The sequence below is a fragment of the Fulvimonas soli genome (genome assembly GCF_003148905.1).
Lineage (GTDB): Bacteria > Pseudomonadota > Gammaproteobacteria > Xanthomonadales > Rhodanobacteraceae > Fulvimonas > Fulvimonas soli.
In genome coordinates, this window is record NZ_QGHC01000017.1 from 23,743 (window position 1) to 46,087 (window position 22,345).

The following is a 22,345-nucleotide window of genomic DNA, read 5'->3' on the forward strand; positions in this document are numbered from 1 at the left end:
AGGCTAACATGCGGCGGTTGCCCGGCTGGACAAGACCGTGACCGACTACCGCGCTTCCCTGGACCGCCTCGGCCCGCACGCGCTGGCCCTGCTCGAGGACGCCGCGCGCGGCCGCCGCGTGCGCATCGCGCGGCGCGGCGCCACCGTGCTCGGCATCGAGGCGACGCACCGCGGCCGGCCGGTGGCGCTGGCGGACGGCTACCGCGACGCGGCCGAGCTGGAGGGCCACGTCAACTCGCGCTTCGCGGTGATGGCGCCGTTCGCCAACCGCGTCGCCGACGCGCGCTACGTGTTCGACGGCGTGGCGCACGACCTGCAGCCGGGCGTCGCCGGCGCGGCGCGCGGCGCCCGGCACGGCTTCGTGCGCGGCGTGGATTTCGAGCTGGCGGAGCTGGACGCCGCCGCGCACGGCGCGCGCGCCGTGTTCTCGACGCGGGCGATCCGCCCCGGCGCGCATCCGGGCTACCCGTTCACGATCGACCTGGAAGTGCGCTACACGCTGGACGCGGACGGGCTGACCCTGGAAGCGCGCATGCGCAACGCGGGCGAGACGGCGGCGCCGTGCTTCTTCGGCTGGCATCCGTACTTCCGGCTGGGCGAGGCGCCGCTGGCGGGCCTGGAGCTGGGCGTGCCGGCCGCGACCCGGGTGCGCACCGACGCGGCGCTGCTGCCGCTGCCCGGCGCGGAAGCCTACGCGCCGGTGGCCGACGCGCCCGCGCTGGACTTCCGCGCGCCGCGCGCGATCGGCGACGCCCGCCTGGACCTCGCCTACGCCGACCTCGCGCGCGACGCCGACGGCCGCGCGCGCACGCGCCTGCGCGACCCGGCCAGCGGCCTGGGCATCGCGGTCTGGCAGGAGCACGGGGTGATGCTGGCCTTCACCGCCGACACGGTGGCGCGCGACCGCCGCGGCGCGATCGCGCTGGAGCCGATGGAAAGCCTGTCCGATGCCTTCAACCGGCCCGACTGCGCCGCGGCGATCCGGCTGGAGCCAGGCGCCGAGCGGCGCTTCCGCTGCGGCGTGGAGATGGAGACCCTATGAACGTGCTGCCCACCCTCGACGACATCCGCGACGCCGCCGCGCGCATCGCGCCCCACGCCACGGTGACGCCGGTGCTGCGCAGCGCGGCGCTGGACGCGCTGGCCGGCGCGGAGCTGTTCTTCAAGTGCGAGAACCTGCAGCGCGGCGGCGCCTTCAAGTTCCGCGGCGCCTGCAACGCGGTGTGGTCGCTGGACGGAGGCCAGGCGGCGCGCGGCGTGCTCACGCACTCGTCCGGCAACCACGGCACCGCGCTGGCGCTGGCCGCCGCTACCCGCGGCATCCCCGCGCACGTGGTGGTGCCGGAGGGCGCGGTGCAGGCCAAGCTCGATGCCATCGTGCGCGCCGGCGCGATCCTGCACCGCTGCGCGCCGACCATCGCCGCGCGCGAGGCGACCGCCGCCGGGCTGGAGCGCGCGACCGGCGCGGTGATGGTGCATCCCTACACCGACCCGCGCGTGATCGCCGGGCAGGGCACGCTGGCGCTGGAGCTGCTGGCGCAGGCCGGGCCGCTGGACGCGCTGCTGACGCCGGTGGGCGGCGGCGGGCTGATCAGCGGCGTGGCGATCGCCGCGCACGCGCTGGCGCCGGGCATCGAGATCCACGGCGCGGAGCCGGCCGGCGCCGACGAGTCGGCGCGCTCGCTGGCGCGCGGCGAGCGCGTGGTCGACTTCGTGCCGGACACGCTGTGCGACGGCCTGCGCGGCACCCTGGGCGAGCCCAACTTCGCGGCGCTGGTCGCGCACCGCGTGGCGATCACCACGGTGACCGACGCGGAGTGCGTCGCGGCGATGAAGCTGTTGTGGCGCGAGCTCAAGCTGGTGGTGGAGATCTCCAGCGCCACCGTGCTGGCGGCGGTGCTGAAGGCGCGCGGGCGCTTCGCCGGGCGGCGCGTGGGCGTGGTGCTGACCGGCGGCAACGTGGACCTCGACGCGCTGCCCTGGTGAAGCCGCCCAGGCGCGGCGCGTCCCTTGCCGTCATTCCGGCACAGGCCGGAATCCAGGGGCGATCACGCCGGTTTTTCGCGGCAAGACAGCCATGCCCAAGGCACGCCGTGCCGGCGTGCCATGAGGCCATGGCGGGCGCTCCCGCGACTGGATGACTCGCTGTGCTCGCCCTTGCAGGCCGTCCGCTGCGCACGTTCTGCGCGCTTCGCGCTTGTCCGGCCTGCGCCGGCATGACGAGCGGGCGGCTCGTCGCGCCCGGTCCGGTCTTGAGACGCCGCCGAAGTGGCGCCGCGGGATGTCGCGGACACGCCCTCACACCGGCCGCCGCCGCCAGTTCACTGCCACCAGCCCGAGCAGCACCAGCGCGATGCCCGCCGCCTCCGCCGGCGAGGGCCGCTCGCCGAGGATCGCCCAGGCCAGCAGCACGCTGAACACCGGCACGCCGAGGCTGGACAGGCTGGCCACGGTGGCGCTCAGGTGCCGCAGGGCGAACAGCCACAGCGCCCAGGCCGCGCTGGAGGCGACCACCACGCTGTAGGCCAGCGCGGCGAGCAGGGCCGGCGTCCACTGCAGCGGCCGCTGCGGCACGGCCAGCGCGGCCGCGCCGAGCGCGAGCGCGCCGATCAGCATCTGCCAGGCGGCGAAGTTGAGCGGCGCCACCGCATGCCGCTGGAACAGCCGCTTGCTCAGCACCGTGCCCAGCGCCCAGGCCGCGCCGCCGCCCACCGCCAGCGCGCTGCTGCGCGCGCCGCCCAGCCCGCGCCAGGGTTCGAGGATGCACGCGAGGCCCAGCGCGGCCAGCGCCACGCCCAGCCCCTGCGCGCGCGCGGGCCGCTCGCGCAGCAGCGGCCAGGCCAGCGCCACCGCCCAGAACGGCATGGTGTAGGCGAGCAGCGCCACCCGTCCGGCGCCGCCGTCGACCAGCGCCCACTGCTCGAGCCCCTGGAACGCGGCGGTCTGCGCCAGGCCGACCAGCGCGGTGGGCCACAGCGGCGGCGGCGCCAGCGGCTGGCGCGCCGCCAGCAGCACCGCGAACAGCGTGGCCGCGCCGAGCAGGTAGCGCAGCGCGGCGAAGTCGAACGGCCCGGCGTAGGCCAGCGCCTGCTTCATCACCACCCAGCTGTACGCCCAGATCAGCAGCGTGGCGGCGAGCGCGGCGGCGGCGCGGCGGGAGGCGGGATCGGTCATGCGGCGGCGGCGGGCGAAGGAGCGCGCCAGTCTAGCGGAGCGGTCCCGCGCCGATGCGCTACAGTGCCCGCCCGATGCGAGGAGGACCGTCATGCGACGCTGCCACTGGGCCGAGAGCGACGACGCGCTGATGCGCGCCTACCACGACACCGAGTGGGGCGTGCCGCTGCACGACGACCGCGCGCTGTTCGAGTTCCTGTGCCTGGAAGGCGCGCAGGCGGGGCTGTCCTGGCGCACCATCCTGGCCAAGCGCGGGCGCTACCGCGAGGTGTTCCACGGCTTCGAGATCGAGCGCGTGGCGGCGATGAAGGACCGCGAGCTGGAGAGGCTGCTGCAGGACCCCGGCATCATCCGCAACCGCCTGAAGGTGGGCGCGGCGCGCGACAACGCCGTCGCCGCGCTGAAGGTGATCGCGGAGGCCGGCAGCCTGGACGCCTACCTGTGGTCCTTCGTCGACGGCAAGCCGGTGCGCAACCGCTGGCGCGACAAGGGCGAGGTGCCCGCCACCACGCCGCTGTCCGACCGCATGAGCAGGGACCTGAGGAAGCGCGGCTTCCGCTTCGTCGGCAGCACCATCTGCTACGCCTTCATGCAGGCCACCGGGATGGTCAACGACCATCTCGTCGGGTGCTTCCGGCACCGCGAGGTGTAGCGCGGGAGCGGGCGCCACGCGGCGTCCGCCCGGATGCGGACCGCGCGTGCCGGCCGGAACGCGCGCGGCGCGAAGCGAGGCCGGGGCCTGCCCGCGATGGCGGTTCCGGCGCGTGCCGGCCCGCGCGGCGTCCCCGGCGCGGCTGGCGCCGGCGCGCCCCGCACGCCCTCAGCGCCGCCCCGCGCACGAGCGGTTGCCGGGATGCGCCGGGTCCTCGTGCAGCAGCCGGCGGGTGACGCCGTTGGTCCAGCCGAAGCCGTCCTGCAGCGGGTACTCGCCGCCGCCGCCACCGACGATCTCGCCGTCCTGCGGCACCAGCACGTACTTCTCCACCAGCTTGCTCTCGCGCCGGTACAGGTTGGCCACGGTGTGCAGCCAGCGCGAGGCGATCTCGTCGGCCAGCGGGTCGCCGTAGCGGCGCAGCCCGCCGATCGCCAGCCACTGCAGCGGCGCCCAGCCGTTGGGGCTGTCCCACTGCTCGGGCGTGACGCGCTCGGTGCAGTCCAGCCCGCCGGGGCGGAGCAGGCGCGCGCGCAGCGCCGCGCCGGTGCGCGCGGCCTGCCCGGGATCGGCCGCGCCCACGTAGAGCGGCATCGCGGCGGCGGCGGTGAGCGCCTCGCGCGGCGCGCCGCGCTCGAAGTCGTAGTCGAGGTAGGCGCCGGCGCGCGCGTTCCACAGCACGCGGTCGATCGTCTCCCGCCGCGCCTGCGCCAGCGCGCGGAAGCGCGCGGCTTGCGCCGCGTCGCCGGCGGCGGCGCTGAGCAGGGCGATCTGCGCCTCCAGCTTCCACAGCAGGGCGTTGAGGTCCACCGGCAGGATCGCGGTGGTGCGGATGCCGGACAGCTCGTCGCCGTCGCACCAGCGCGAGCTGAAGTCCCAGCCGGAGGCCGCGCCCGCGCGCAGCTCGCGGTACACCGCGCGCGCCGGCCGCGGCGAGCGCCGCGCGGTGGTCACGTCCTCCAGGTGGGCTTCCTCGCGCGGCGCGTCGCGCGCGTCCCAGTAGCGGTTGAGCAGGCGGCCGTCCTCCAGCCGCACGCAGTGGCCGCGCGCCTCGCCGGGACGCAGCGCGCCGGCGTCGGCGGTCCAGAAGGCGTGCTCCCTGCGCAGCTGCGGCAGGTAGCGCAGCGCCTTGCAGATGCCGTGCCGCTCGAACAGCTCCACCATCAGCACGAACACCGGCGGCTGCGAGCGGCTGAGGTAGTAGCTGCGGTTGCCGTTGGGCACGTGGCCGTAGGCGTCGATCAGGTAGGCGAAGTTGTCCGCCATCGCGCGCAGCAGGTCGCCGCGGCCGCTCTCGGCCAGGCCGAGCATGGTGAAGTAGGAGTCCCAGTAGTACAGCTCGCCGAAGCGCCCGCCCGGCACCACGTAGGCGTTCGGCAGCGGCAGCAGCGAGCCGTGCGGCGGGTGCTGCGCCGGGTGGCGGGTGAGCACGTCCCACAGCCCGTCGATGTGCTCGCGCAGCGGCTGGCCCGGCGGCGAGACGTAGTGGCTGCGGTGCACCCGCGGCGGCGCGAAGTGCGCGCGCACGAAGGCGGCGAGGTCGAAGCCCGGCTGCCCGCGTTCGCGGCGGTAGGCCTGCAGGATCGCCTCCGGCGCCCGTTTCGGCGCGCAGTCGACGAAGGTCTTGCTGTCCTCGAACACGCGGCCCAGCTGCACCGCCTCGAACAGCTCGCGGTAGCGGTCGGCCGGGGTCAGCGGATCGGCGGGCGCGGCCTGCGCCGCGCGCGCGGCGGCCTCGTGCCGTTCCCGCTCCGCGCCGCTCATTGCTCGGCGTAGTTCCACAGCAGGCCGCCGTCCACCACCAGGCTGGCGCCGGTGACGTAGGCCGCGTCGTCGCAGGCGAGGAAGGCCACCGCGCCGGCCACGTCCTCCGGCGTGCCGAGGCGGCCGAGCGGGATGTTGGCGAGCAGTGCCCGGAGCAGCGCCGGCTGCGCCATCAGCTGGGCGTTGATCGGCGTCTTCACCGCGCCGGGCGCGACGTTGTTGACCGTGATCCCCAGCGGCGCCAGCTCGACGGCCAGGTCGCGCATCAGCGTCTTCAGCCCGCCCTTGCTGGCGCAGTAGCTGGCGAAGTGCGGGAACGGCAGCTCCTCGTGCACCGAGCCGACGTTGACGATGCGCCCGCCGCCGCCGCGCTCGCGCGCGTGGCGCGCGAAGGCCTGGGTGAGGAAGAACGGCCCCTTGAGGTTGGTGGCGAGCACGGCGTCGTAGTCGGCCTCGGTGGCGTCGAGGAAGGCCGCCCGGCGTTCGATGCCGGCATTGTTGACCAGCAGGTCGAGCCGGCCCAGCCGCGCCACCGTCTCGGCGACCAGGCGCCGGCAGTCGGCCGCCACGCCGACGTCGCCGGCCACCGCACAGGCCGCGGCACCGTCCTGCCGCAGCAGCGCGAGCAGCTCGTCCGAGCGCGCGTCGGGCGCACGCACGCCCAGTGCGACGCGCGCGCCCTCGCGCGCCAGCCGCAGCGCGATCGCGCGGCCGATGCCCTGGCTGGCGCCGGTCACCAGCGCCGTCTTGCCCTCGAGTCGCATGCCCGGCTCCGTCGTTGCCGCGGGCGGCAGTCTAGGACGCCACGCCGTGAATGCTCCGCGAGCGCGTTCCGCCGGCGCTTCGCCACGGCGCGCCGGCTGGCGGCAGCCCGGCACGATCGGCGAGGCTGCTGCCGCAGGCTGTCAGCAGCGTGCGTGGCCGAGGGTGGGCTTTCGCCGTGCCGTGCAGGCATCATGGCGGTCCATTCCCTCCCGCGGCCGCCGCATGTCCCCAGGTTCCCGCTTCGCCCCCGTGCTGTTCGCCGTGGGCGCGCTGCTGATCAGCATGGTGTCCTACCAGTGCGGCGCGGCGCTGGCCAAGCAGCTGTTCCCGCTGGTCGGCGCGCAGGGCGCCACCGCCTACCGGCTGGGCCTGGGGGCGCTGGTCCTGCTGCTGCTGCGCCGGCCCTGGCGGCGGTTCCGGCGCGACGTCGACTGGCGCGCGCTGTGGGGCTACGGCCTGGCGATGGGCGCGATGAACCTGTCCTTCTACATGGCGCTGCGCACGATCCCGCTGGGCATCGCGGTGGCGCTGGAGTTCACCGGGCCGCTGACGCTGGCGCTGGCCGGCTCGCGCCGGCTGCTCGACTTCGTGTGGATCGCGCTGGTGGTGGCCGGGCTGCTCCTGCTGCTGCCGCCGCGCGGGCAGGCGCACGGGCTCGATCCGCTCGGCGTGCTGTACGCGCTGGGCGCGGGCGTGGGCTGGGCGCTGTACATCGTGCTGGGCCAGAAGGCCGGCGCGGCGCACGGCGGCGACGCGGTGACCTGGGGCACCTCGGTGGCGGCGCTGCTGGCGCTGCCGGTGGGGCTGGCGCACGCGGGCGGCGCGCTGTTCTCGCTGCCGCTGCTGCCGGCGGCGCTGGGCGTGGCGGTGCTGAGCTCCGCGTTGCCCTATTCGCTGGAGATGGTCGCGCTGACCCGCCTGCCGGCGCGCAGCTTCAGCGTGCTGCTGAGCCTGGAGCCGGCGATCGCCGCGCTGGCCGGCGTGCTGCTGCTGAGCGAGCGGCTGAGCGCGCTGCAGTGGCTGGCGATCGCGGCGATCATCGTGGCGGCGACCGGCACCGCGCTCAGCGTGCGCCGGCCGGTGGCGGAGCCGTTGGCGAACTAGGGACCAAGCTCCAGGCGTGGCGGCCATCGCGGCCGGAGGCCGCTCCCGCCGGAATCAGCGCCGCCGCGAACCGCGCAGGCTGTCCACCGAGAAGCTGGCGATCTCGCCGCCGCCCCGGCCGCGGCGCGCCTGGCCCGGCGGCGGCCCCCAGGCGTGCGCGGTCACCACTTCCCAGGTGGCGGGGATGCGGCCGTCGCTGCGGAACTCCTCGTAGGCGGCAAGCATGCGCCGGTAGTGCGCCTTGCCGGTGAGGCCGCGGCCGCGCGCCGCGTCGGCGTGGGTGGCGCCCAGGCCCTTCAGTTCCTTCAGCAGCTCCGCCGGCTCGCTGTAGGTGAGCGTGTAGCGGTCCACGTCCAGCACCGGGTCGCGCAGGCCGGCGGCGATCATCGCGTCGCCCACGTCGTGCATGTCGAGGAAGCGGCCGACGTGCGAGCGCGCGTCGACGGCGGCCCAGGCCGCGCGCAGCTCGCGCAGGGTGTCCGGGCCGAAGGTGGAGAAGGCGAGCAGGCCGCCGGGCCGGAGCACGCGCACGCATTCGCCGAACAGCGCGGCGAGGTCGTCGATCCACTGGAAGCACAGGTTGGAGTGCAGCACGTCCACGCTGTGGTCGGGCAGCGGCAGCGCCAGCGCGTCGGCGCACACGCGCTGGAACGGCTTCAGCCAGCCGGCGTGGCGCCTGGCCTCGCGCAGCATCGGCAGGGCGAGGTCGAGCGCGAGCACCTGCGCCTGCGGCCAGCGCTTCTTCAGCAGCGCGCTGCCGCGGCCGGTGCCGGCGCCGACGTCGAGCACCAGCCGGGGCTGTTCCAGATAGAAGTCCAGACGTCCGAGCAGGCCCTCCTGCACCGCGCGCTGCAGCGCGTCGTGGCGTTCGTAGCCGGCCGCGGCGCGGGCGAAGTGGCGGCGCACCAGGGTGCGGTCGAGGTGGAACTCGTTCATGCGGGAACCTGCTCCAGCAGCGGCGCCAGCGCCTCGGCCAGCGCGCCGGCGTGGCCGAGGAACGGCGCGTGACCGGCGTGGGCGATCTCGGCGAAGCGGCCGCCGCTGGCCTGCGCGGACCAGCGCATCGCGGCCGGATGCACCAGCCGGTCGCGGCGGCCGGCCAGCCAGGCGCTGGGCTGCGCTAGGCCCGCCAGCGCGGGGCGCAGGTCGGTGTCTTCGAGCAGGCGGAGGCCTTCCTGCAGCACGCGCAGCTCCGGCTCGCCGTGCGCGAACACCTCGCCGCGCAGGCGGCGCAGCTCGGCGCGCGGGTCCTGGCTGCCCATCGCCTCCAGCGCGAGGAAGCGCTCGATGGTGGCGTGGTAGTCGGTCTCCAGGTCCTGCGCGAGCCGGCGCACCAGCGCGGGATCGTTGCCGTGCGGCCAGTCCGCGTCGCGCACGAACTTCGGCGTGGCGCACAGCATCGCCAGCGCCTGCACGCGCGCGGGCTGCTCCAGCGCGGCGGCCAGCGCGACCAGGCCGCCCAGCGACCAGCCCAGCCAGGCCGCCGGCGGCGTGGCCGCGGCGATCGCGCGCGCGCAGGCGGACGGCTCCAGCGGCAGGCCGCAGTGGCGCGAGCGGCCGTGGCCGGGCAGGTCCACCACGTACAGCGCGCAGCGCTCGGCCAGCGCCTCCACCAGCGGCGCGAACACGCCGCCGTGCATCGCCCAGCCGTGGATCAGCACCAGCGGCACGGGACCGCGGCCGGCTCGCTCGATGTAGAGACTCATGCGCGCGTCTCCTTGCCGGGTCGGGACGAGAGCCGGGCGGCGAGGCCGGGACTCGCGCCAAGGCTGCGGCTTACGGCCTCCTCTCCCCGCCGGGGAGAGGAGCGAGGTGAGGGGGCGGGGCTTGCGGAAGCGCCTGGCGGGATGGGTTCCGTGGCTGGCGTGTCGCCAGGCTGGCCCCTCACCCCGGCCCTCTCCCCGGAGGGGAGAGGGCGCGGACGCGGCGGTGCGGGGCGCAGGTCGGGACCCAGTGCGCCGCGCGCGTCGAACACGAAGCAGGCGCCCTGCCAGTGCGCGCCGCCGGTCTCCTCGAAGTACCCGAGGATGCCGCCCTCCAGCTGGAACACGCGCTCGATGCCGAGCTCGCGCATGTGCAGCGCGGCCTTCTCGCAGCGGATGCCGCCGGTGCAGTAGGGCACCACGGTCTTGCCGGCGTAGCGCGCGCGGTCGGCGGCCAGCGCGTCCGGCAGCTCGGTGAAGCGGGCCAGCCGGTAGTCGACCGCCTGCGGGAACCTGCCGACGTCGGTCTCGTAGCCGTTGCGGGTGTCGAGCAGCACGAGCTCGCGGCCGTCGTCGTCGCGGCCGCGGTCCAGCCAGCGCTTCAGCGTGGCCGGGTCCACCGCCGCGGCGCGGCCCGCCTCCGGGCGGAGCGCCGGCCGGCGCAGGGTGATGATCTCCCGCTTCAGCCGCACGCGCAGGCGGCCGAACGGCACCGCGTCCGACCACGAGGCCTTCGCCTCCAGGCCGGCGAAGCGCGGGTCTTCGCGCAGCCAGTCCATGAAGGACTCGGCCGCCTCGGGCGCGCCGGCCAGGAACAGGTTGATGCCCTCCGGCGCGAGCAGCACGGTGCCCTTGAGCGCCAGCGCCTCGGCGCGTGCGCGGAGGCGTTCGCGCAGCGCGGGCAGCCCGTCCAGGCTGACGAAGCGGTAGGCGGCGAGGTTGAGGATGGGCATGGCGGGGAAACGGGCGGAACGGCGCACGATTATAGGTGGTGTGTCCGTAGGCGCCGGCGCGCGGCAGGATCGATCCGACGCATGCGGCCGGCCGGCGACGACGCGCCGCGGCTGCCTGCGCGCACGCGCCGGCGCGGCGCGCGTCGATCGACGGCGGCCGGCGCGATGGGCCACGCTGGCCACGCCCCGATCCGGGGCAGGCCATCCAGGGAGCGGAACATGAAGACAGGCATGGGCACCGCCATTGCCGGGCTGCTGTGGCTCGCGGCGTCGGCGGCCTTCGCGCAGCCGGCCGGATCGCAGGCCCGGCCGGCCGCGCACTACACCGACCTGGCCGCCACGCTGCAGGACGACGCCGACATCGACGCCTGGTACGGCATCGCCGACGCGCTGCGGCGCGACTTCGACGCGATCTGCGGCGACACCTTCTGCGAGGGCGACTACAGCGACATCGAGCCGCTGCGTTTCGTCTGCTCGGCGGACCCGGCGACGGGCGAGGTGGGCCAGTGCGTGTGGAGCTTCGCGGCCAGCGACGAACGGATCGATGCGCGGCGTGGCCGCATCCGCGCGGCGATCCCGGGCTGGCGCTGCGTCGGCCCGCTGGCGCCGCACACCACGGTGCGCGAGCTGCTGGCCGCGCTGGCGGTGCCGCACCCGCTGCACGCGCCGCTGCCGCGCAGCGGCGCCACGCTGTACGACGGCCTCAGCGATTGCCTGTAGCGGCATCGCCGGGCTCCGTGACGCGGCCGCGCAGGCCCTCCGCCAGCGCGTCGAGCAGGCGGTCCACGTGCGCCTCCTCGTGCGCGGCGGACAGCGTGACGCGCAGGCGCGCTTTGCCCGCCGGCACGGTGGGCGGGCGGATCGCGGCGACCAGCAGGCCGCGCGCCTCGAGCGCCTGCGCCGCCTGCAGCGCCGCCTCGGCGCTGCCGAGCAGCAGCGGCTGGATCGCGGTGGGCGAGGGCAGCAGCGGCAGGCCGAGCTGCGCGGCGCCGGCGCGGAAGCGGGCGACCAGCGCGGCGAGCTTCCCGCGCCGCCACGCCTCGCGCCGCGCCAGTTCCACCGCGGCCAGCGCGGCGGCGGCCAGCGCGGGCGGCATCGCGGTGGTGTAGACGTAGGTGCGCGCGAACTGCATCAACCCCTCGACCAGCGCGGCGGAGCCGGCGACGAACGCGCCGGCGCAGCCCAGCGCCTTGCCCAGCGTGGCCATCAGCAGCGGCGCCTCGTCCTGCGCGAGGCCGGCGGCCTCCACGCTGCCGGCGCCGCGCGCGCCCAGCACGCCCAGGCCGTGCGCGTCGTCCACCATCAGCGTGGCGCCCTCGCGCGCGCAGAGCGCGGCCAGCTCGCGCAGCGGCGCCACGTCGCCGTCCATGCTGAACACGCCGTCGGTGGCGAGCAGCGCGGCGGCCGCGGCGTCGCCGCGCAGCTGCCGCGCGGCGGCGGCCACGTCGGCGTGCGGGTAGCGCCGCAGCGTGGCGCCGGCCAGCCGCGCGCCGTCGAGCAGGCAGGCGTGGTTGAGCCGGTCCTGCACGCACAGCGCCGGTCCCGGGCGCGCGCCGGGATCGCCCGCTTCCAGCAGCGCCTGCAGCGCGCCGAGGTTGGCCATGTAGCCGGTGGAGAACAGTAGGGCGCGCTCGCGGCCGGTCCACTCGGCCAGCGCTTCCTCCAGCCGCGCGTGCTCGCGGCGGTGGCCGCAGACCAGGTGCGCGGCGGTGCTGCCCACGCCGGCGTCGCCGGCGGCGCGGCGCAGCGCTCCCACCAGCGCGGGATGCTGGGCCAGGCCCAGGTAGTCGTTGCCGCAGAAGGCGAGCAGGCGGCGGTCGTCGACCTGCAGCCAGGGGCCGTCGGCGCGCTCGACCGCGCGCAGCCGGCGCAGCAGCGCGGCCTGCGCGCGCGCCTGCGTGCGCGCGGCCAGCCGCCGCAGCAGGTCGGGGCGCGGGCCGGGCGCGGGGTGCATCGGGGGCCCGCTCATGCGAGGATCGGCCCGTGGCGCGTCGAGGGGGCGCGTCCGCCGTAGTCGCGAAAGGTGCAGGGCCTATGTCTTTTTCGTTCCGCGGGGGTGGGGCGGCAGTCGGCGTGCGTGTGGCCGCCGGCGCCGGGCACGTGCTGCGCTGGCTGTTCTGGGTGCCGCTGCAGCTGGCGCTGCTGTGGGCCTTGTACGTGGCGGTGCGCTACCACCACGCCGAGCATCGCCTGTACGTGTGGCTGCGCGGCGAGCCGGACGCGCCGGCGTGGAGCGCGCGAGCCGGCCGCGGGCTGGACCTGGCCGCCTACCGCATGGACATTGCCGGCCGACGCATCGCCGGCGCGGAAAACCTTTCCGGCCTGGCCTGGGATGCGCAGCGCGACCAGCTCGTCGCGGTGCTTAACCGCCCGGCCACGCTGCTGCTGCTGGACCGCGAGGGCGCGGTGCAGGCGCGCCACCGGCTGCGCGGCTTCGCCGACACCGAGGCGGTGGCTGCGCTTGGCGACGGCTGGTACGTGGTGAGCGAGGAGGGCCGCGCGCAGCTGGCGCTGTTCCGCCTGCCCGCCGAGGGCAACGAGGTCGCGCACGCGCAGGCGGTGGTGCTCAACCTGGACCTCGCCGACGGGCACGACGGCAATGCCGGCTTCGAGGGGCTGGGCTACGACGCCGCGGGCGACGTGCTGTACGTGGCAAAGGAGCACTCGCCCACCCGCCTGTACGAGGTGCGCGGCCTGGCCGCGTTGCGCGACCACGGCGCGCTGCGCGGGCTGTCGATCCGCGACCGCAGCGAGCTGCTGGCGCCGATGCGGCCCAGCGACGACCTGTCCTCGGTGGAGTTCGACCCGCGCAGCGGCCACCTGCTGCTGCTCAGCGACGAGGGCCAGCGGGTGATGGAGGTGACCCGCGACGGCGTGGCGGTGAGCCAGCGCCTGCTCGACGGCAGCCGCACCGGCGAGCCGCCGCTGGCGCAGGCCGAGGGCGCGGCGATCGACGGCCACGGCACGCTGTACGTGGTCAGCGAGCCGGACCGCTTCTACCGCCTGCGCCCGGCCGGCGGCTGAACGCCGCGGGTCCATGACCGGCCCCCGCTGCGCGCTCAGGCCGCGCGCGTGGCGCACGGCTCGAGGATGTCGGCGTGCGCGGTGCCGCCTTCCTGCACGGGTTCCAGCGGATGCAGGTCGAGCCGGCGGAACAGCGCGCGGTCGTGCTCCACGTCGGGGTTGCCGGTGGTCAGCAGCTTCTCGCCGTAGAAGATCGAGTTGGCCCCGGCGAAGAAGCACAGCGCCTGCACCGCGTCGTCCATCTGCTGGCGGCCGGCGGACAGGCGCACCACCGAGGCCGGCATCAGGATGCGCGCCACCGCCACGGTGCGCACGAACTCGAACGGGTCCAGCGCCGGCGCGCCATCCAGCGGCGTGCCCTGCACCTGCACCAGCTGGTTGATCGGCACCGACTCGGGGTGCTCGGGCAGGTTGGCCAGCGCCTGCAGCAGGCCGGCGCGCTGCGCGCGCGTCTCGCCCATGCCGACGATGCCGCCGCAGCAGGTTTTCAGGCCGGCCGCGCGCACGTGCTCGAGCGTGTCCAGGCGGTCCTGGAACTGGCGGGTGTGGATGATCTCGCCGTAGAACTCCGGCGCGGTATCGAGGTTGTGGTTGTAGTAGTCCAGGCCCGCGTCCTTCAGCGTGGCGGCCTGCTCGCCGCTCAGCATGCCCAGCGTGGCGCAGGTCTCCAGGCCCAGCGCCTTCACCGCGGCGACGATCTGGGCCACCTTGGCCACGTCGCGGTCCTTCGGGCTGCGCCAGGCGGCACCCATGCAGAAGCGCGAGGCGCCGGCATCCTTGGCCGCCTGCGCGCGCGCCACCACGGCGTCCACGCTCATCAGCTTCTGCGCCTGCACCCCGGTGGCATAACGCGCGGCCTGCGGGCAGTAGGCGCAATCCTCCGGGCAGCCGCCGGTCTTGATCGAGAGCAGGGTGGACACCTGCACCGCGTTGGGATCGTGGTGCGCGCGGTGCACCGTGTGCGCGCGGTGCAGCAGCTCGTTGAACGGCAGCGCGAACAGCGCGGCCACTTCCTCGCGCGTCCAGTCGTGGCGGATGGCGGCGGACATGCGGACACTCCGTGCGGTGAGGCCGGCGAGTGTGGGCAGGCGGTCCGGGCCTGTCAACCAGGCACATGCGATCGGAGTTGACAAGACGGGCGCCGCCGGGCCCGCTACGATGGCGCTTTCCATCGAGGGACGGATGCCATGAGCGCAGGACAGGGCAGCACCGGCAACGTGATCGCGGCGGTGTGCAGCTTCTTCATTCCCGGGCTGGGCCAGCTGGTGCAGGGGCGCCTGCTCAAGGCGGCCGTGATGTTCGTGCTGGCCGGCGTGCTGTGGCTCTTCTGGCTGGGCTGGCTGGTCCACCTGTGGTCGATCGTCGACGCGGCGCTGTTCAAGCCGGGCAGCTGAGCCACCGCGCCGCGCATGGATGCGCTTCTCGCCACGCTGTTCGCGCGCACCGCGGCATGGCTGCTGCCGTGGCGCTGCCTGCTGTGCGGCGCGCCGGGCGCGGACGGGCTGGATCTGTGCGCGGCCTGCGCCGCCGAGCTGCCGCGCAACCGCAGCTGTTGCGCGCGCTGCGCCCTGCCGCTGCCGGCACCCGCCGCGCTGTGCGGTCGCTGCCAGCGCCGCGCGCCGCCGTGGGACGCGGCCTGGGTACCGTTCCGCTACGCCTGGCCGCTGGACCGGCTGGAAACGCGCTTCAAGTTCGGCCGCGACCTGGCCGCCGGCCGCACGCTGGCGCGGCTGTGGCAACGCGAGGCACGGCCGGCGCCGTTGCCGCAGCTGATCGTGCCGGTGCCGCTGCATCCGCGCCGCCTGCGCACGCGCGGGCACAACCAGGCGCTGGAGCTGGCGCGCCCGCTCGCCGCCGCGCTGGGGGTATCGCTGCACCGCGACGCGCTGCGGCGCGTGCGCGCCACCGAGGCGCAGACCGAACTCGCCGCCGTCGCGCGCCGTCGCAACGTGCGCGGCGCCTTCGCGCTGCGCGAGGGCGTGGCCTTGCCCGCCCACGTCGCGCTGCTCGACGACGTGCTGACCACCGGCGCCACCCTGGCCGAGTGCGCACGCGTGCTGCGCCGCGCGGGCGTGCGGCGCGTGGACGCGTGGGCACTGGCCCGCGCGCCGGTACCCGGAGCGCGCTGATGCCCATGCTGCGGCATGCAAGCCTGCGGCAACGAGGCGTTTTGCCCCGTTTGGCGTCGGCCGGCGTCACGGCGCCACTGCGGCGCCGGCCGCCGCCGCGAAGGCCGGGCGGCTATTGCACCGCCAGCGCCAGCACGATGCCGGCCCACACGGTGAGGCCCCACCAGTTGTTGTGGCGGAACGCGGCCAGGCAGGCCTCGCGCGCGCGGCCGCGGATCAGCTTGAGCTGCCAGCCGAACAGCGCGGCGGCGGCCAGCAGCGCCAGCCAGTACGGCCAGCCCAGCTGCGCGCGCTGGCCGACGAACACCATCGCCAGCAGCAGCGTGCCCATCAGCACGGCGAGGATCGGCAGGTCGGCGTCGCCGAACAGGATCGCGGTGGACTTCGCGCCGGCCTTGAGGTCGTCGTCGCGGTCGACCATCGCGTACTCGGTGTCGTACACCACCGACCACAGGATGTTGGCGATGAACAGCAGCCAGCCCAGCGGCGGCACCGCACCCTGCACCGCGGCGAAGGCCATCGGGATCGACCAGCCGAACGCCGCGCCCAGCACCACCTGCGGCAGGTAGGTCCAGCGCTTGGTGAACGGGTACAGCGCCGCCAGCGCGGCGCCGGCAAAGGACAGCTCGATGGTGAGCCGGTTGGTGAACAGCACCAGCACGAAGGCGAACGCCAGCAGCACGGCGAATACCACCAGCGCCTCGCGCGGCGTGACCCGCCCCGCGGCGATCGGCCGTCCGGCGGTGCGTGCCACCTGGGGGTCGAGCTCGCGGTCAGCGTAGTCGTTGATCGCGCAGCCCGCGGCGCGCATGGCGAACACGCCCAGGGTAAACACCAGCAGCGCCCTCCACGGCGGGAAATCGCCCGCCGCCAGCCACAGCGCCCACCACGTCGGCCACAAGAGCAGCAACGCGCCGATCGGGCGGTCCATGCGGGTGAGCACGAGGTAGTCGTGCGCCTTCTCGCGGTGGCGCACGGGCAGCCACCGCAGCAGCCAGTCCAGTACGCGCGCCGCGCGGGTGGAGCTGTCGGCCGGGCGCGCGACCGCGGCGACGGGCGCTTTCGCGCGTCGCGTCGGTGCCGGAGCAGCGGGCTTGCGCCGCTGGCGCTTGCGCGGTGGGGGGGCCATTAGCGCAGTTTAGCGTGTGACGGCCGCGGCGAAGGCATGCAGCGACACGGGAAACACACCATGCGGCGCGCGGCGGCGACAGGGCATCGCCGCGGCTTTCAGCGATCCAGCGGACTCGTCACGCCGTGACCGCCGCGATTCAGTACGTGGGTGTAGATCTGCGTGGTCCTCACGTCCTTGTGGCCCAGCAATTCCTGCACGGTGCGGATGTCGCTGCCCGATTCCAGCAGATGCGTGGCGAACGAATGCCGCAGCGTATGCGCGCTCACCGGCTTCACGATGCCGACCTCCCGGCAGGCCTTCTTCAAGGCGCGCGCCAGCATGCCGTCGTCGAAATGATGCCGGCGCTCCTGGCCGTCGCGCGGATCGTGCGAGCGGTGCGCGGCCGGGAACACGTATTGCCAGCCGAATTCGCGTGGCGCCAAGGGATACTTGCGCGCCAGCGCCTGCGGCAGCCATACCGCACCGAAGCCCGCGCGTAGGTCGGCCTCGTGCAACTGGCGAGCTCGCTCCATCTCGCGCCGCAAGGGTTCGGCCAGCGCGCGCGGCAGCATGGTGTGCCGATCCTTGCCGCCCTTGCCGTCGCGCACGATGATTTCGCAGCGTGCAAAATCCACGTCCTTCACGCGCAGGCGCAGCGCTTCCATCAACCGCAAACCCGAGCCGTACAGCAGGCTGGCCAACAGCCAGGGACGACCGTCCATGCGCGCCAGCAGCTGCATCGCCTCGTCGCGGGAAAGCACGGTCGGCACCCGGGCTGGGCGCTTGGCACGGGTCACACCGTCCAGCCACGGCAGCTCGACGCCGAGTACATCACGGTACAGGAACAGCAGCGCGGAAAGCGCCTGGTTCTGCGTGCTTGCCGCCACTCGGCCCTGCACGGCCAGTTGCGAAAGGAAGCCCTCGACCTCGGATGCGCCCATGTCGCGTGGATGCCGTTTACCGTTGGCCAGGATGAAGCGGCGGATCCAGCCCACGTAAACCTGTTCGGTGCGTAGGCTGTAGTGCTTCAACCGAAGCACTCTGCGGACCTCGTCCAGCAGCCGCGGCGCCTTGCCCTGGGCGGAGCGCATATCCGCGTTTTCGGGGCGATAAAGCATAACGACCTCGTTCCGTGAGATATGCAAACCATCATGCGCGCAGCCTGGTGAGGAGCACATCTGGCAAGGCCTTGTTCGTGTGTAGGATTTCCCCGCTTGACGCCGTACGAGCGTGGACGGAGCATGGACGCATATGCCCCGAGTTGGGGTCTACTAAGCGTTAGATGTCGCAATCAACCATCAGGAGAATACATGACCACCAGAGACCAGTACATGAAGGTTGCTCGGCAGATCGCCGATCATCTCAACGCATTTCATCTCGCATTTAAAACCTATCAAGTCTCTGACTTCGATGCGATGATCAAGTCTGTTGCGGGCGAAAGCGCTAGGGTGTCTGGCAAGGGCGACACGTCGGAGCAATTAAGCGCAGCACTTCTAGAGCGTGGCTTCACCATCTTCCCGGCAATCCCTGACGCCGAGGATGGTTACGTCCGCGTCATCCGCACTAATTCTCTGGTTGGCAGCCTACTCAACGCATTTCGCTATGTAGGTTCTGGCGGGGATACGGAGTTGGCAAACATCTTAAACGCCATCAAACGCCGCAACCGTGCTGACGACTTGGTGGCTCCGGCAAGCGAAGGCGATATCTAACTATTCGGTCAAGCGGACGCCAACCCGCTGCGCGGGTTGCGCCGCTTACCTCAAGCGTTAGGCATCAAGGGGAAAGCCATGAGAAAGGTAGTTGTTGCCAGTATCGTATTAGCGCTCTCTGCCTGCGCGACCGCCAAGAAGACATACACACCCGATGGGCGAGAGGGCTACACCATCAATTGCTCAGGTCAAGCATTATCTTGGGGGCAGTGCTACCAGAAAGCAGGCGATATTTGCGGTGCAAAGGGCTACGACATTATTTCCCAATCTGGCGATCAAGGCGACACGGTTGCTGCAAACCAGTTTGGTTTGTACGGCGGCTCAGTCATCACTCGTGATCTCGTCATCGCTTGTAAGCGTTAGGGCCTAACCACTCGTTCAAGGCGGACGGCTTCGCCGCCGCTTAACTCCAGCGTTAGCGCGCAGGAGAAGTCATGACGCGATCGGAAAGAGCTTGTCAGATCTGGGCGGTGTTGGCTTGGGCTGCAAAGAACCGTCAATCGCTTACCTACAGCCAGATCTCTTCGTTAATTGGCGTTCCGCGAGCCGGGCTCGGCCAACTGTTAGAGCCAATCCAATCCTATTGCATAGTCCACGGGTTACCTCCGCTCACCGTGCTAGTCGTGCAGCAGGACTCCGGCCTTCCAGGTTCAGGATTTACAGGCGCCAGTGCGGGTGAGCTAGCCAAGGCACTAATGAGCGTCTTCTCTGAGGATTGGCTTGCTCCTGGCAATCCAAACCCAGAGGCACTAGAGGCGGCGGTTCTCAAGTTGCCGTCTAATGGCTAAGCAGCGCGCTGGAAATTTTCTCAAGCGAACCCTAAGGGAGGATCGATGAAGAGTTTAGCTATCATCGCTGCGACTCTAGTAATAGTCGGATGCACAACAACGCAAGAGATCAGGCGCCCGGATGGTTCTGTAGAGCACTTGATCGCTTGTGGCGCAAGCCTTGGTTGGAATATCTGCTACGACAAGGCGAACCAGATCTGCCCGATGGGCTACAACACAATCTCTGAGATCGCTGGGATCAATCGCAAAGAGCTACGCATCTCTTGCCCATCTGCAAACAAGGATGGGAAAAATGAGACTGCACGCTAACAATTCGTTCAAGCCGATGCCGCTTCGCGGCACGGCTTAACTCTGGCGTTAGCGGCAGGGGGTAGACATGCGCAGATTGCTCTTCATTCTTGCTGTTGCGGGTTTGCTGTCAGGCTGCGCTACCGGCCAAGTTGTCCGCAACAATGTTCATCAAGGCATGACGAAGCAGCAGGTAGTGGCGGTCATGGGTAATCCTGATGGTGTTCAAACGAGTGGCAACTACGAGGCGCTGGAGTACGCAAACCGTCTTATCAGCGGGTGGTCATGGGATCGCGCTGATTACTATGTCATCCTAAACAATGGCTTAGTTACGTCCTACGGCCCTGGCCAAGTGCGTCAAGAGCGGCCAGGTGTGCTGGTGCTCGTGCCTGTTCGCTAGTCATTCCATCGCTAACTGTTCATTCCAGCGGACGCGCTGCGCGCGCCGCTAAATTCAAGCGTTAGCGCCCACATCAAACCTCGGAGGTGGCCAATGGATGAAGAGCCTTGCACTGTCGCCGACCTGCCTAGCATGGAATTCGATGACTCGATCCAGCCAAGAGCATTCTTTGATCGGGCGCTGCAAATCGCTGTAGACAACTGGACTGACCTGGACAAGCAACTTGTCGCATGGCTAGCTCGGGAAGGGCATCTCACCAAAGCAAAACTTCCCATCCATAATCATGCGCATCGCGGAAAGTACTTTATCAACGACAAGCCGCAGCACCGAGACGCTCACTTCGACGGCCTCTGGCACCAAGTTGGTGACTTCTACGTTGACACCAAGTACAACGCGCAAGCTCACGTAAATAATCTTCTCAGCACTCTTGAGCAACTTGGAGTGCATGACCCGCACTTTTATCTGGCGTTCCGCACAAGTGGGCGCTAACAAATCGTTCAAGCCGATGCCGCTTCGCGGCACGGCTTAACTCAGGCGTTAGTTGCCACAGGGGGTAACAATGAAACGTCGTGGGCTGCTGTGGTTGCTCGTGCCTGTCGTAGTCATCGCGGCTATTGCAGGCTGGAACTATTTCGGGGTGCAACAACCGCTATCCAAGGCACTGGCAGCCGACAGCCGAAATGAGGGGCTCTCGGTCTTTGCGCACTACCAATGGTACGTAAATGCCGATGTTCTAGTCTTCGACCTACGCGGCGTCTCGGGCACGAACAGCGAAGCCGATGTTTTCCGCAGCATGCTGCAGTTTGCGCAGGCTGTGCAGTCACGCAATTTCAACAAGGTAATTCTGGCCTACAAAGGCACTCCACGCTTCATGCTTGAAGGCGCGTACTTCAAGCAGCTTGGGGTCGAGTTCGCGTATCAAAACCCGGTGTACACTCTTCGCACGTTGCCGGAGCATGTCTACAACTTGGACGGTACGCCGGCGTTCGGTACTTGGACTGGTGGTTTGCTTGGCGTCGTTGGTCACCAAATGCAAGACCTCAATGAATTTGGTAGGCAGTGGTTTATCAACGATGCTGCGGGTGGCAACTAACTATTCGGTCAACCGGACGCTCACCCGCTACGCGGGTTCGCGCCGGTTACCTCAAGCGTTAGGCCTCAGGGGGCGTATTCATGAAATCCATTAAAAAAGCTGTCGTTGCCAGTCTTTTCCTTCTGGTCGCCAATGTTTTACACGCGAACACCTGTGATAGCCCAACGACGCAAATGGAAATTAACCAATGTGCCTCAAGCGCACTAGAAGCTGAAACGGCAGCGATAAATTCGGTTTATAACCGCTACCGCATAGAGCTGAGCGCGGCACAAAAGCAACAGCTCAAGGATGTGCAACTTGCCTGGATAAGATACAAAGATTTAGCCTGTAATTACAACGCATCCGAGCTCACTGGCGGATCAATGCAGCCATATGTCATTGCACAATGTCTAACTGAGCAAACAATTATTCGTCGCAAGCAACTTGAAGCTTTACTTAACTGTGAATCTGGCACCACACCCGGATGCCCAATTTCACACCAAGAAACAGCACCAAAAAGCCAACCGCAATCAACAGACCAAGCTCAGGCATCACAACGCAAAAATGACGCTACGCAGACTACACCGTATGGCAATTGCCCCCAGCGAGCTGAGGTCTACCAAAAGCGGTATGAGAGCTTGAACCAATCCAGCGACTTGGTCTGCTACCAAAAAGCACTTGAGAGAGAGCTGAGCGATGAACAGAGCTTCAGCTGCCCGCTTAGCGCCCAGTACTATCAAACGGCATATGAGCGCAACTTGAACGCAAGCGATCTTGTGTGCTACCAGCAAGCACTTGAGCGCGAGCTCAATTAGCCTGATGCCTAACAATTAATTCAAGCCGACGCCGCCTCGCGGCGCGGCTTAACTCAGGCGTTAGGCGGATGAGCAACATCACTTGTCGCTCATCTTTTCGAGAAATCAATTCTAGTTAGGGGGAATCATGAGAACTGCTGCAACGGCCATGCTGGCTGCCATGCTTATGCTGAGTGGCTGCTCAAAGCCAACAGACGCCGTCATACCATCAGACATGGACTCTTGGGATGAAAAGCTTGCGCCTGAAATCAAAAAGCTATCTGATTCGGAGAGAGAGAAGGTCGCCGCTTATTTAATGCGAGCAAAGATGGGAGAGGCTTTCGGTGGCGGCGGCATTCCCCCGGGCACGACCATTGGACAGGCTATTGATGCCCAATCAAAGTGGGAGGCTGAACAGGCGGCTAAGCGTGCAGAAGAAGAGGCGCTGAAGAAGAAGCTAGAACAAGAACGTGCCGCAGCACTTGAACAGTTGAACAAGGCAGTGACCGTCACCTTGCTGGCCAAGCGAGAGCTACCAAAAAACTACAACATTGGGCGGTACAGCGAGTATCAAGAATTCCGCATTGGGGTTCAAAACAACACAGAGAAACCAATAGTCGGTGTTTCCGGCGAGATCAAGTTTGTTGATGTTTTTGACAAAGAAGTTGGCGCTGTCAATTTCAGAATAAGTGAGAACATTGATCCGGGTAAAACTGTTGTATGGACGGGCGGCCGAGACTACAACCAGTTCCTTGACGCGCACCGGGCCGTTTGGAACCTTGAGGATGGCAAGTACACAACACGGTTTGTTCCTGAAATGGTGGTGTTTGGTAATGGAGAAAAGCTCACTGTTCCAGAGTAGGGAGCATCCGCCTAACAATTCATTCAAGCCGACGCCGCTTCGCGGCGCGGCTT

The 22,345-nt window shown here is 70.3% G+C and carries 25 protein-coding genes; 15 read left to right on the top strand and 10 right to left on the bottom strand.

What is annotated here, in order from left to right; genetic code table 11:
- The first annotated feature begins 37 nt into the window (after positions 1 to 37).
- Entirely contained in the window at positions 38 to 1,042 is a 1,005-nt protein-coding gene (locus C7456_RS15435) for an aldose 1-epimerase (RefSeq protein ID WP_109724700.1), read from the top strand.
- Positions 1,039 to 1,986 carry a pyridoxal-phosphate dependent enzyme gene (locus C7456_RS15440; RefSeq protein ID WP_109724701.1) on the top strand — a complete coding sequence of 316 codons (948 nt, stop codon included), beginning with the start codon at positions 1,039 to 1,041 and terminating at the stop codon, positions 1,984 to 1,986. The genes C7456_RS15435 and C7456_RS15440 overlap by 4 nt, the downstream gene beginning before the upstream one ends.
- Before the next feature lie 312 nt (positions 1,987 to 2,298).
- Here the strand turns inward: C7456_RS15440 and C7456_RS15445 are convergent, their stop codons facing one another.
- A complete protein-coding gene (locus C7456_RS15445; protein WP_109724702.1) occupies positions 2,299 to 3,174 on the bottom strand; it encodes a DMT family transporter in 876 nt (291 codons plus the stop codon).
- 91 nt (positions 3,175 to 3,265) lie between these two features.
- Between C7456_RS15445 and C7456_RS15450 the strand changes: the two genes are divergently transcribed.
- On the top strand, positions 3,266 to 3,826 hold the full coding sequence (locus tag C7456_RS15450; RefSeq protein WP_109724703.1) for a DNA-3-methyladenine glycosylase I: 561 nt from the start codon (positions 3,266 to 3,268) through the stop codon (positions 3,824 to 3,826).
- A gap of 168 nt (positions 3,827 to 3,994) precedes the next feature.
- Here the strand turns inward: C7456_RS15450 and treF are convergent, their stop codons facing one another.
- Complete coding sequence (gene treF / locus C7456_RS15455) at positions 3,995 to 5,590, bottom strand: alpha,alpha-trehalase TreF (RefSeq protein WP_109724704.1); 1,596 nt, start codon at positions 5,588 to 5,590, stop codon at positions 3,995 to 3,997.
- Entirely contained in the window at positions 5,587 to 6,354 is a 768-nt protein-coding gene (locus C7456_RS15460; protein WP_109724705.1) for an SDR family NAD(P)-dependent oxidoreductase, read from the bottom strand. The genes treF and C7456_RS15460 overlap by 4 nt, the downstream gene beginning before the upstream one ends.
- Before the next feature lie 223 nt (positions 6,355 to 6,577).
- Between C7456_RS15460 and C7456_RS15465 the strand changes: the two genes are divergently transcribed.
- Entirely contained in the window at positions 6,578 to 7,459 is an 882-nt protein-coding gene (locus C7456_RS15465; RefSeq protein ID WP_109724706.1) for an EamA family transporter, read from the top strand.
- 54 nt (positions 7,460 to 7,513) lie between these two features.
- Here the strand turns inward: C7456_RS15465 and bioC are convergent, their stop codons facing one another.
- Genes bioC through C7456_RS15480 form a run of 3 tightly spaced genes read right to left on the bottom strand, consistent with a single transcriptional unit; the run spans position 7,514 to position 10,115 of the window.
- Positions 7,514 to 8,395, bottom strand: coding sequence for a malonyl-ACP O-methyltransferase BioC (bioC, locus tag C7456_RS15470; RefSeq protein WP_109724707.1), 882 nt, complete (start codon positions 8,393 to 8,395; stop codon positions 7,514 to 7,516).
- Positions 8,392 to 9,165 carry a pimeloyl-ACP methyl ester esterase BioH gene (gene bioH / locus C7456_RS15475; RefSeq protein WP_109724708.1) on the bottom strand — a complete coding sequence of 258 codons (774 nt, stop codon included), beginning with the start codon at positions 9,163 to 9,165 and terminating at the stop codon, positions 8,392 to 8,394. The genes bioC and bioH overlap by 4 nt, the downstream gene beginning before the upstream one ends.
- Positions 9,162 to 10,115 (bottom strand): sulfurtransferase, encoded by a 954-nt coding sequence (locus C7456_RS15480; RefSeq protein WP_109724709.1) that lies wholly within the window; start codon positions 10,113 to 10,115, stop codon positions 9,162 to 9,164. The genes bioH and C7456_RS15480 overlap by 4 nt, the downstream gene beginning before the upstream one ends.
- Before the next feature lie 219 nt (positions 10,116 to 10,334).
- Between C7456_RS15480 and C7456_RS15485 the strand changes: the two genes are divergently transcribed.
- A complete protein-coding gene (locus C7456_RS15485) occupies positions 10,335 to 10,835 on the top strand; it encodes a hypothetical protein (protein WP_139942841.1) in 501 nt (166 codons plus the stop codon).
- Here the strand turns inward: C7456_RS15485 and bioF are convergent.
- Positions 10,819 to 12,084, bottom strand: coding sequence for an 8-amino-7-oxononanoate synthase (gene bioF / locus C7456_RS15490; protein WP_245889902.1), 1,266 nt, complete (start codon positions 12,082 to 12,084; stop codon positions 10,819 to 10,821). The two genes, C7456_RS15485 and bioF, sit on opposite strands and share 17 nt — an antisense overlap.
- Before the next feature lie 104 nt (positions 12,085 to 12,188).
- Between bioF and C7456_RS15495 the strand changes: the two genes are divergently transcribed.
- Positions 12,189 to 13,139, top strand: coding sequence for an SdiA-regulated domain-containing protein (locus tag C7456_RS15495; RefSeq protein ID WP_139942840.1), 951 nt, complete (start codon positions 12,189 to 12,191; stop codon positions 13,137 to 13,139).
- Between the two features lie 35 nt (positions 13,140 to 13,174).
- On the opposite strand, the gene bioB is transcribed toward C7456_RS15495, so the two are convergent.
- Positions 13,175 to 14,188: a biotin synthase BioB gene (gene bioB / locus C7456_RS15500; protein WP_109724713.1), complete on the bottom strand. Its 1,014-nt coding sequence runs from the start codon at positions 14,186 to 14,188 to the stop codon at positions 13,175 to 13,177.
- Positions 14,189 to 14,326: 138 nt separating this feature from the next.
- Here bioB and C7456_RS15505 point away from each other — a divergent pair, with 138 nt between their 5' ends.
- Both C7456_RS15505 and C7456_RS15510 read left to right on the top strand, forming a co-directional pair.
- Entirely contained in the window at positions 14,327 to 14,533 is a 207-nt protein-coding gene (locus C7456_RS15505; RefSeq protein ID WP_109724714.1) for a hypothetical protein, read from the top strand.
- 15 nt (positions 14,534 to 14,548) lie between these two features.
- The gene (locus C7456_RS15510; RefSeq protein ID WP_109724715.1) at positions 14,549 to 15,268 is read left to right on the top strand and encodes a ComF family protein; all 720 of its coding nucleotides are present in this window, start codon (positions 14,549 to 14,551) and stop codon (positions 15,266 to 15,268) included.
- A gap of 112 nt (positions 15,269 to 15,380) precedes the next feature.
- Here the strand turns inward: C7456_RS15510 and ubiA are convergent, their stop codons facing one another.
- Positions 15,381 to 16,397: a 4-hydroxybenzoate octaprenyltransferase gene (gene ubiA / locus C7456_RS15515; protein ID WP_109724716.1), complete on the bottom strand. Its 1,017-nt coding sequence runs from the start codon at positions 16,395 to 16,397 to the stop codon at positions 15,381 to 15,383.
- 98 nt (positions 16,398 to 16,495) lie between these two features.
- On the bottom strand, positions 16,496 to 17,497 hold the full coding sequence (locus tag C7456_RS15520; protein WP_211306342.1) for an integron integrase: 1,002 nt from the start codon (positions 17,495 to 17,497) through the stop codon (positions 16,496 to 16,498).
- A 192-nt stretch (positions 17,498 to 17,689) separates the two neighbouring features.
- Between C7456_RS15520 and C7456_RS16960 the strand changes: the two genes are divergently transcribed.
- The 7 genes from C7456_RS16960 to C7456_RS16980 all read left to right on the top strand — a co-directional run bounded on the left by C7456_RS16960 (position 17,690) and on the right by C7456_RS16980 (position 22,292).
- Positions 17,690 to 18,088, top strand: coding sequence for a hypothetical protein (locus C7456_RS16960; RefSeq protein WP_139942839.1), 399 nt, complete (start codon positions 17,690 to 17,692; stop codon positions 18,086 to 18,088).
- 78 nt (positions 18,089 to 18,166) lie between these two features.
- Positions 18,167 to 18,451, top strand: coding sequence for a hypothetical protein (locus tag C7456_RS15525; RefSeq protein ID WP_109724718.1), 285 nt, complete (start codon positions 18,167 to 18,169; stop codon positions 18,449 to 18,451).
- An 801-nt stretch (positions 18,452 to 19,252) separates the two neighbouring features.
- Complete coding sequence (locus C7456_RS16965; RefSeq protein WP_139942838.1) at positions 19,253 to 19,564, top strand: hypothetical protein; 312 nt, start codon at positions 19,253 to 19,255, stop codon at positions 19,562 to 19,564.
- 132 nt (positions 19,565 to 19,696) lie between these two features.
- Positions 19,697 to 20,053: a hypothetical protein gene (locus C7456_RS16970; protein ID WP_139942837.1), complete on the top strand. Its 357-nt coding sequence runs from the start codon at positions 19,697 to 19,699 to the stop codon at positions 20,051 to 20,053.
- A 70-nt stretch (positions 20,054 to 20,123) separates the two neighbouring features.
- Positions 20,124 to 20,657, top strand: coding sequence for a hypothetical protein (locus C7456_RS16975; RefSeq protein WP_139942836.1), 534 nt, complete (start codon positions 20,124 to 20,126; stop codon positions 20,655 to 20,657).
- An 80-nt stretch (positions 20,658 to 20,737) separates the two neighbouring features.
- Positions 20,738 to 21,451, top strand: a complete 714-nt coding sequence (locus C7456_RS15545; RefSeq protein WP_109724722.1) for a lysozyme inhibitor LprI family protein — start codon at positions 20,738 to 20,740, stop codon at positions 21,449 to 21,451.
- A 127-nt stretch (positions 21,452 to 21,578) separates the two neighbouring features.
- Positions 21,579 to 22,292 (top strand): hypothetical protein, encoded by a 714-nt coding sequence (locus tag C7456_RS16980; protein ID WP_139942835.1) that lies wholly within the window; start codon positions 21,579 to 21,581, stop codon positions 22,290 to 22,292.
- The last annotated feature ends 53 nt before the right edge of the window (positions 22,293 to 22,345 follow it).

What these genes read in the sequence shown, in the direction of transcription:
- C7456_RS15440 (WP_109724701.1), top strand. Translation starts at nt 1,039, where the DNA reads ATGAACGTGCTGCCCACCCTCGACGACATCCGCGACGCCGCCGCGCGC.
- C7456_RS15445 (WP_109724702.1), bottom strand. Translation starts at nt 3,174, where the DNA reads ATGACCGATCCCGCCTCCCGCCGCGCCGCCGCCGCGCTCGCCGCCACG.
- C7456_RS15450 (WP_109724703.1), top strand. Translation starts at nt 3,266, where the DNA reads ATGCGACGCTGCCACTGGGCCGAGAGCGACGACGCGCTGATGCGCGCC.
- treF (WP_109724704.1), bottom strand. Translation starts at nt 5,590, where the DNA reads ATGAGCGGCGCGGAGCGGGAACGGCACGAGGCCGCCGCGCGCGCGGCG.
- C7456_RS15460 (WP_109724705.1), bottom strand. Translation starts at nt 6,354, where the DNA reads ATGCGACTCGAGGGCAAGACGGCGCTGGTGACCGGCGCCAGCCAGGGC.
- C7456_RS15465 (WP_109724706.1), top strand. Translation starts at nt 6,578, where the DNA reads ATGTCCCCAGGTTCCCGCTTCGCCCCCGTGCTGTTCGCCGTGGGCGCG.
- bioC (WP_109724707.1), bottom strand. Translation starts at nt 8,395, where the DNA reads ATGAACGAGTTCCACCTCGACCGCACCCTGGTGCGCCGCCACTTCGCC.
- bioH (WP_109724708.1), bottom strand. Translation starts at nt 9,165, where the DNA reads ATGAGTCTCTACATCGAGCGAGCCGGCCGCGGTCCCGTGCCGCTGGTG.
- C7456_RS15480 (WP_109724709.1), bottom strand. Translation starts at nt 10,115, where the DNA reads ATGCCCATCCTCAACCTCGCCGCCTACCGCTTCGTCAGCCTGGACGGG.
- C7456_RS15485 (WP_139942841.1), top strand. Translation starts at nt 10,335, where the DNA reads ATGAAGACAGGCATGGGCACCGCCATTGCCGGGCTGCTGTGGCTCGCG.
- bioF (WP_245889902.1), bottom strand. Translation starts at nt 12,084, where the DNA reads ATGAGCGGGCCCCCGATGCACCCCGCGCCCGGCCCGCGCCCCGACCTG.
- bioB (WP_109724713.1), bottom strand. Translation starts at nt 14,188, where the DNA reads ATGTCCGCCGCCATCCGCCACGACTGGACGCGCGAGGAAGTGGCCGCG.
- C7456_RS15505 (WP_109724714.1), top strand. Translation starts at nt 14,327, where the DNA reads ATGAGCGCAGGACAGGGCAGCACCGGCAACGTGATCGCGGCGGTGTGC.
- C7456_RS15510 (WP_109724715.1), top strand. Translation starts at nt 14,549, where the DNA reads ATGGATGCGCTTCTCGCCACGCTGTTCGCGCGCACCGCGGCATGGCTG.
- ubiA (WP_109724716.1), bottom strand. Translation starts at nt 16,397, where the DNA reads ATGGCCCCCCCACCGCGCAAGCGCCAGCGGCGCAAGCCCGCTGCTCCG.
- C7456_RS15520 (WP_211306342.1), bottom strand. Translation starts at nt 17,497, where the DNA reads ATGCTTTATCGCCCCGAAAACGCGGATATGCGCTCCGCCCAGGGCAAG.
- C7456_RS16960 (WP_139942839.1), top strand. Translation starts at nt 17,690, where the DNA reads ATGACCACCAGAGACCAGTACATGAAGGTTGCTCGGCAGATCGCCGAT.
- C7456_RS15525 (WP_109724718.1), top strand. Translation starts at nt 18,167, where the DNA reads ATGAGAAAGGTAGTTGTTGCCAGTATCGTATTAGCGCTCTCTGCCTGC.
- C7456_RS16965 (WP_139942838.1), top strand. Translation starts at nt 19,253, where the DNA reads ATGCGCAGATTGCTCTTCATTCTTGCTGTTGCGGGTTTGCTGTCAGGC.
- C7456_RS16970 (WP_139942837.1), top strand. Translation starts at nt 19,697, where the DNA reads ATGGAATTCGATGACTCGATCCAGCCAAGAGCATTCTTTGATCGGGCG.
- C7456_RS16975 (WP_139942836.1), top strand. Translation starts at nt 20,124, where the DNA reads ATGAAACGTCGTGGGCTGCTGTGGTTGCTCGTGCCTGTCGTAGTCATC.
- C7456_RS15545 (WP_109724722.1), top strand. Translation starts at nt 20,738, where the DNA reads ATGAAATCCATTAAAAAAGCTGTCGTTGCCAGTCTTTTCCTTCTGGTC.
- C7456_RS16980 (WP_139942835.1), top strand. Translation starts at nt 21,579, where the DNA reads ATGAGAACTGCTGCAACGGCCATGCTGGCTGCCATGCTTATGCTGAGT.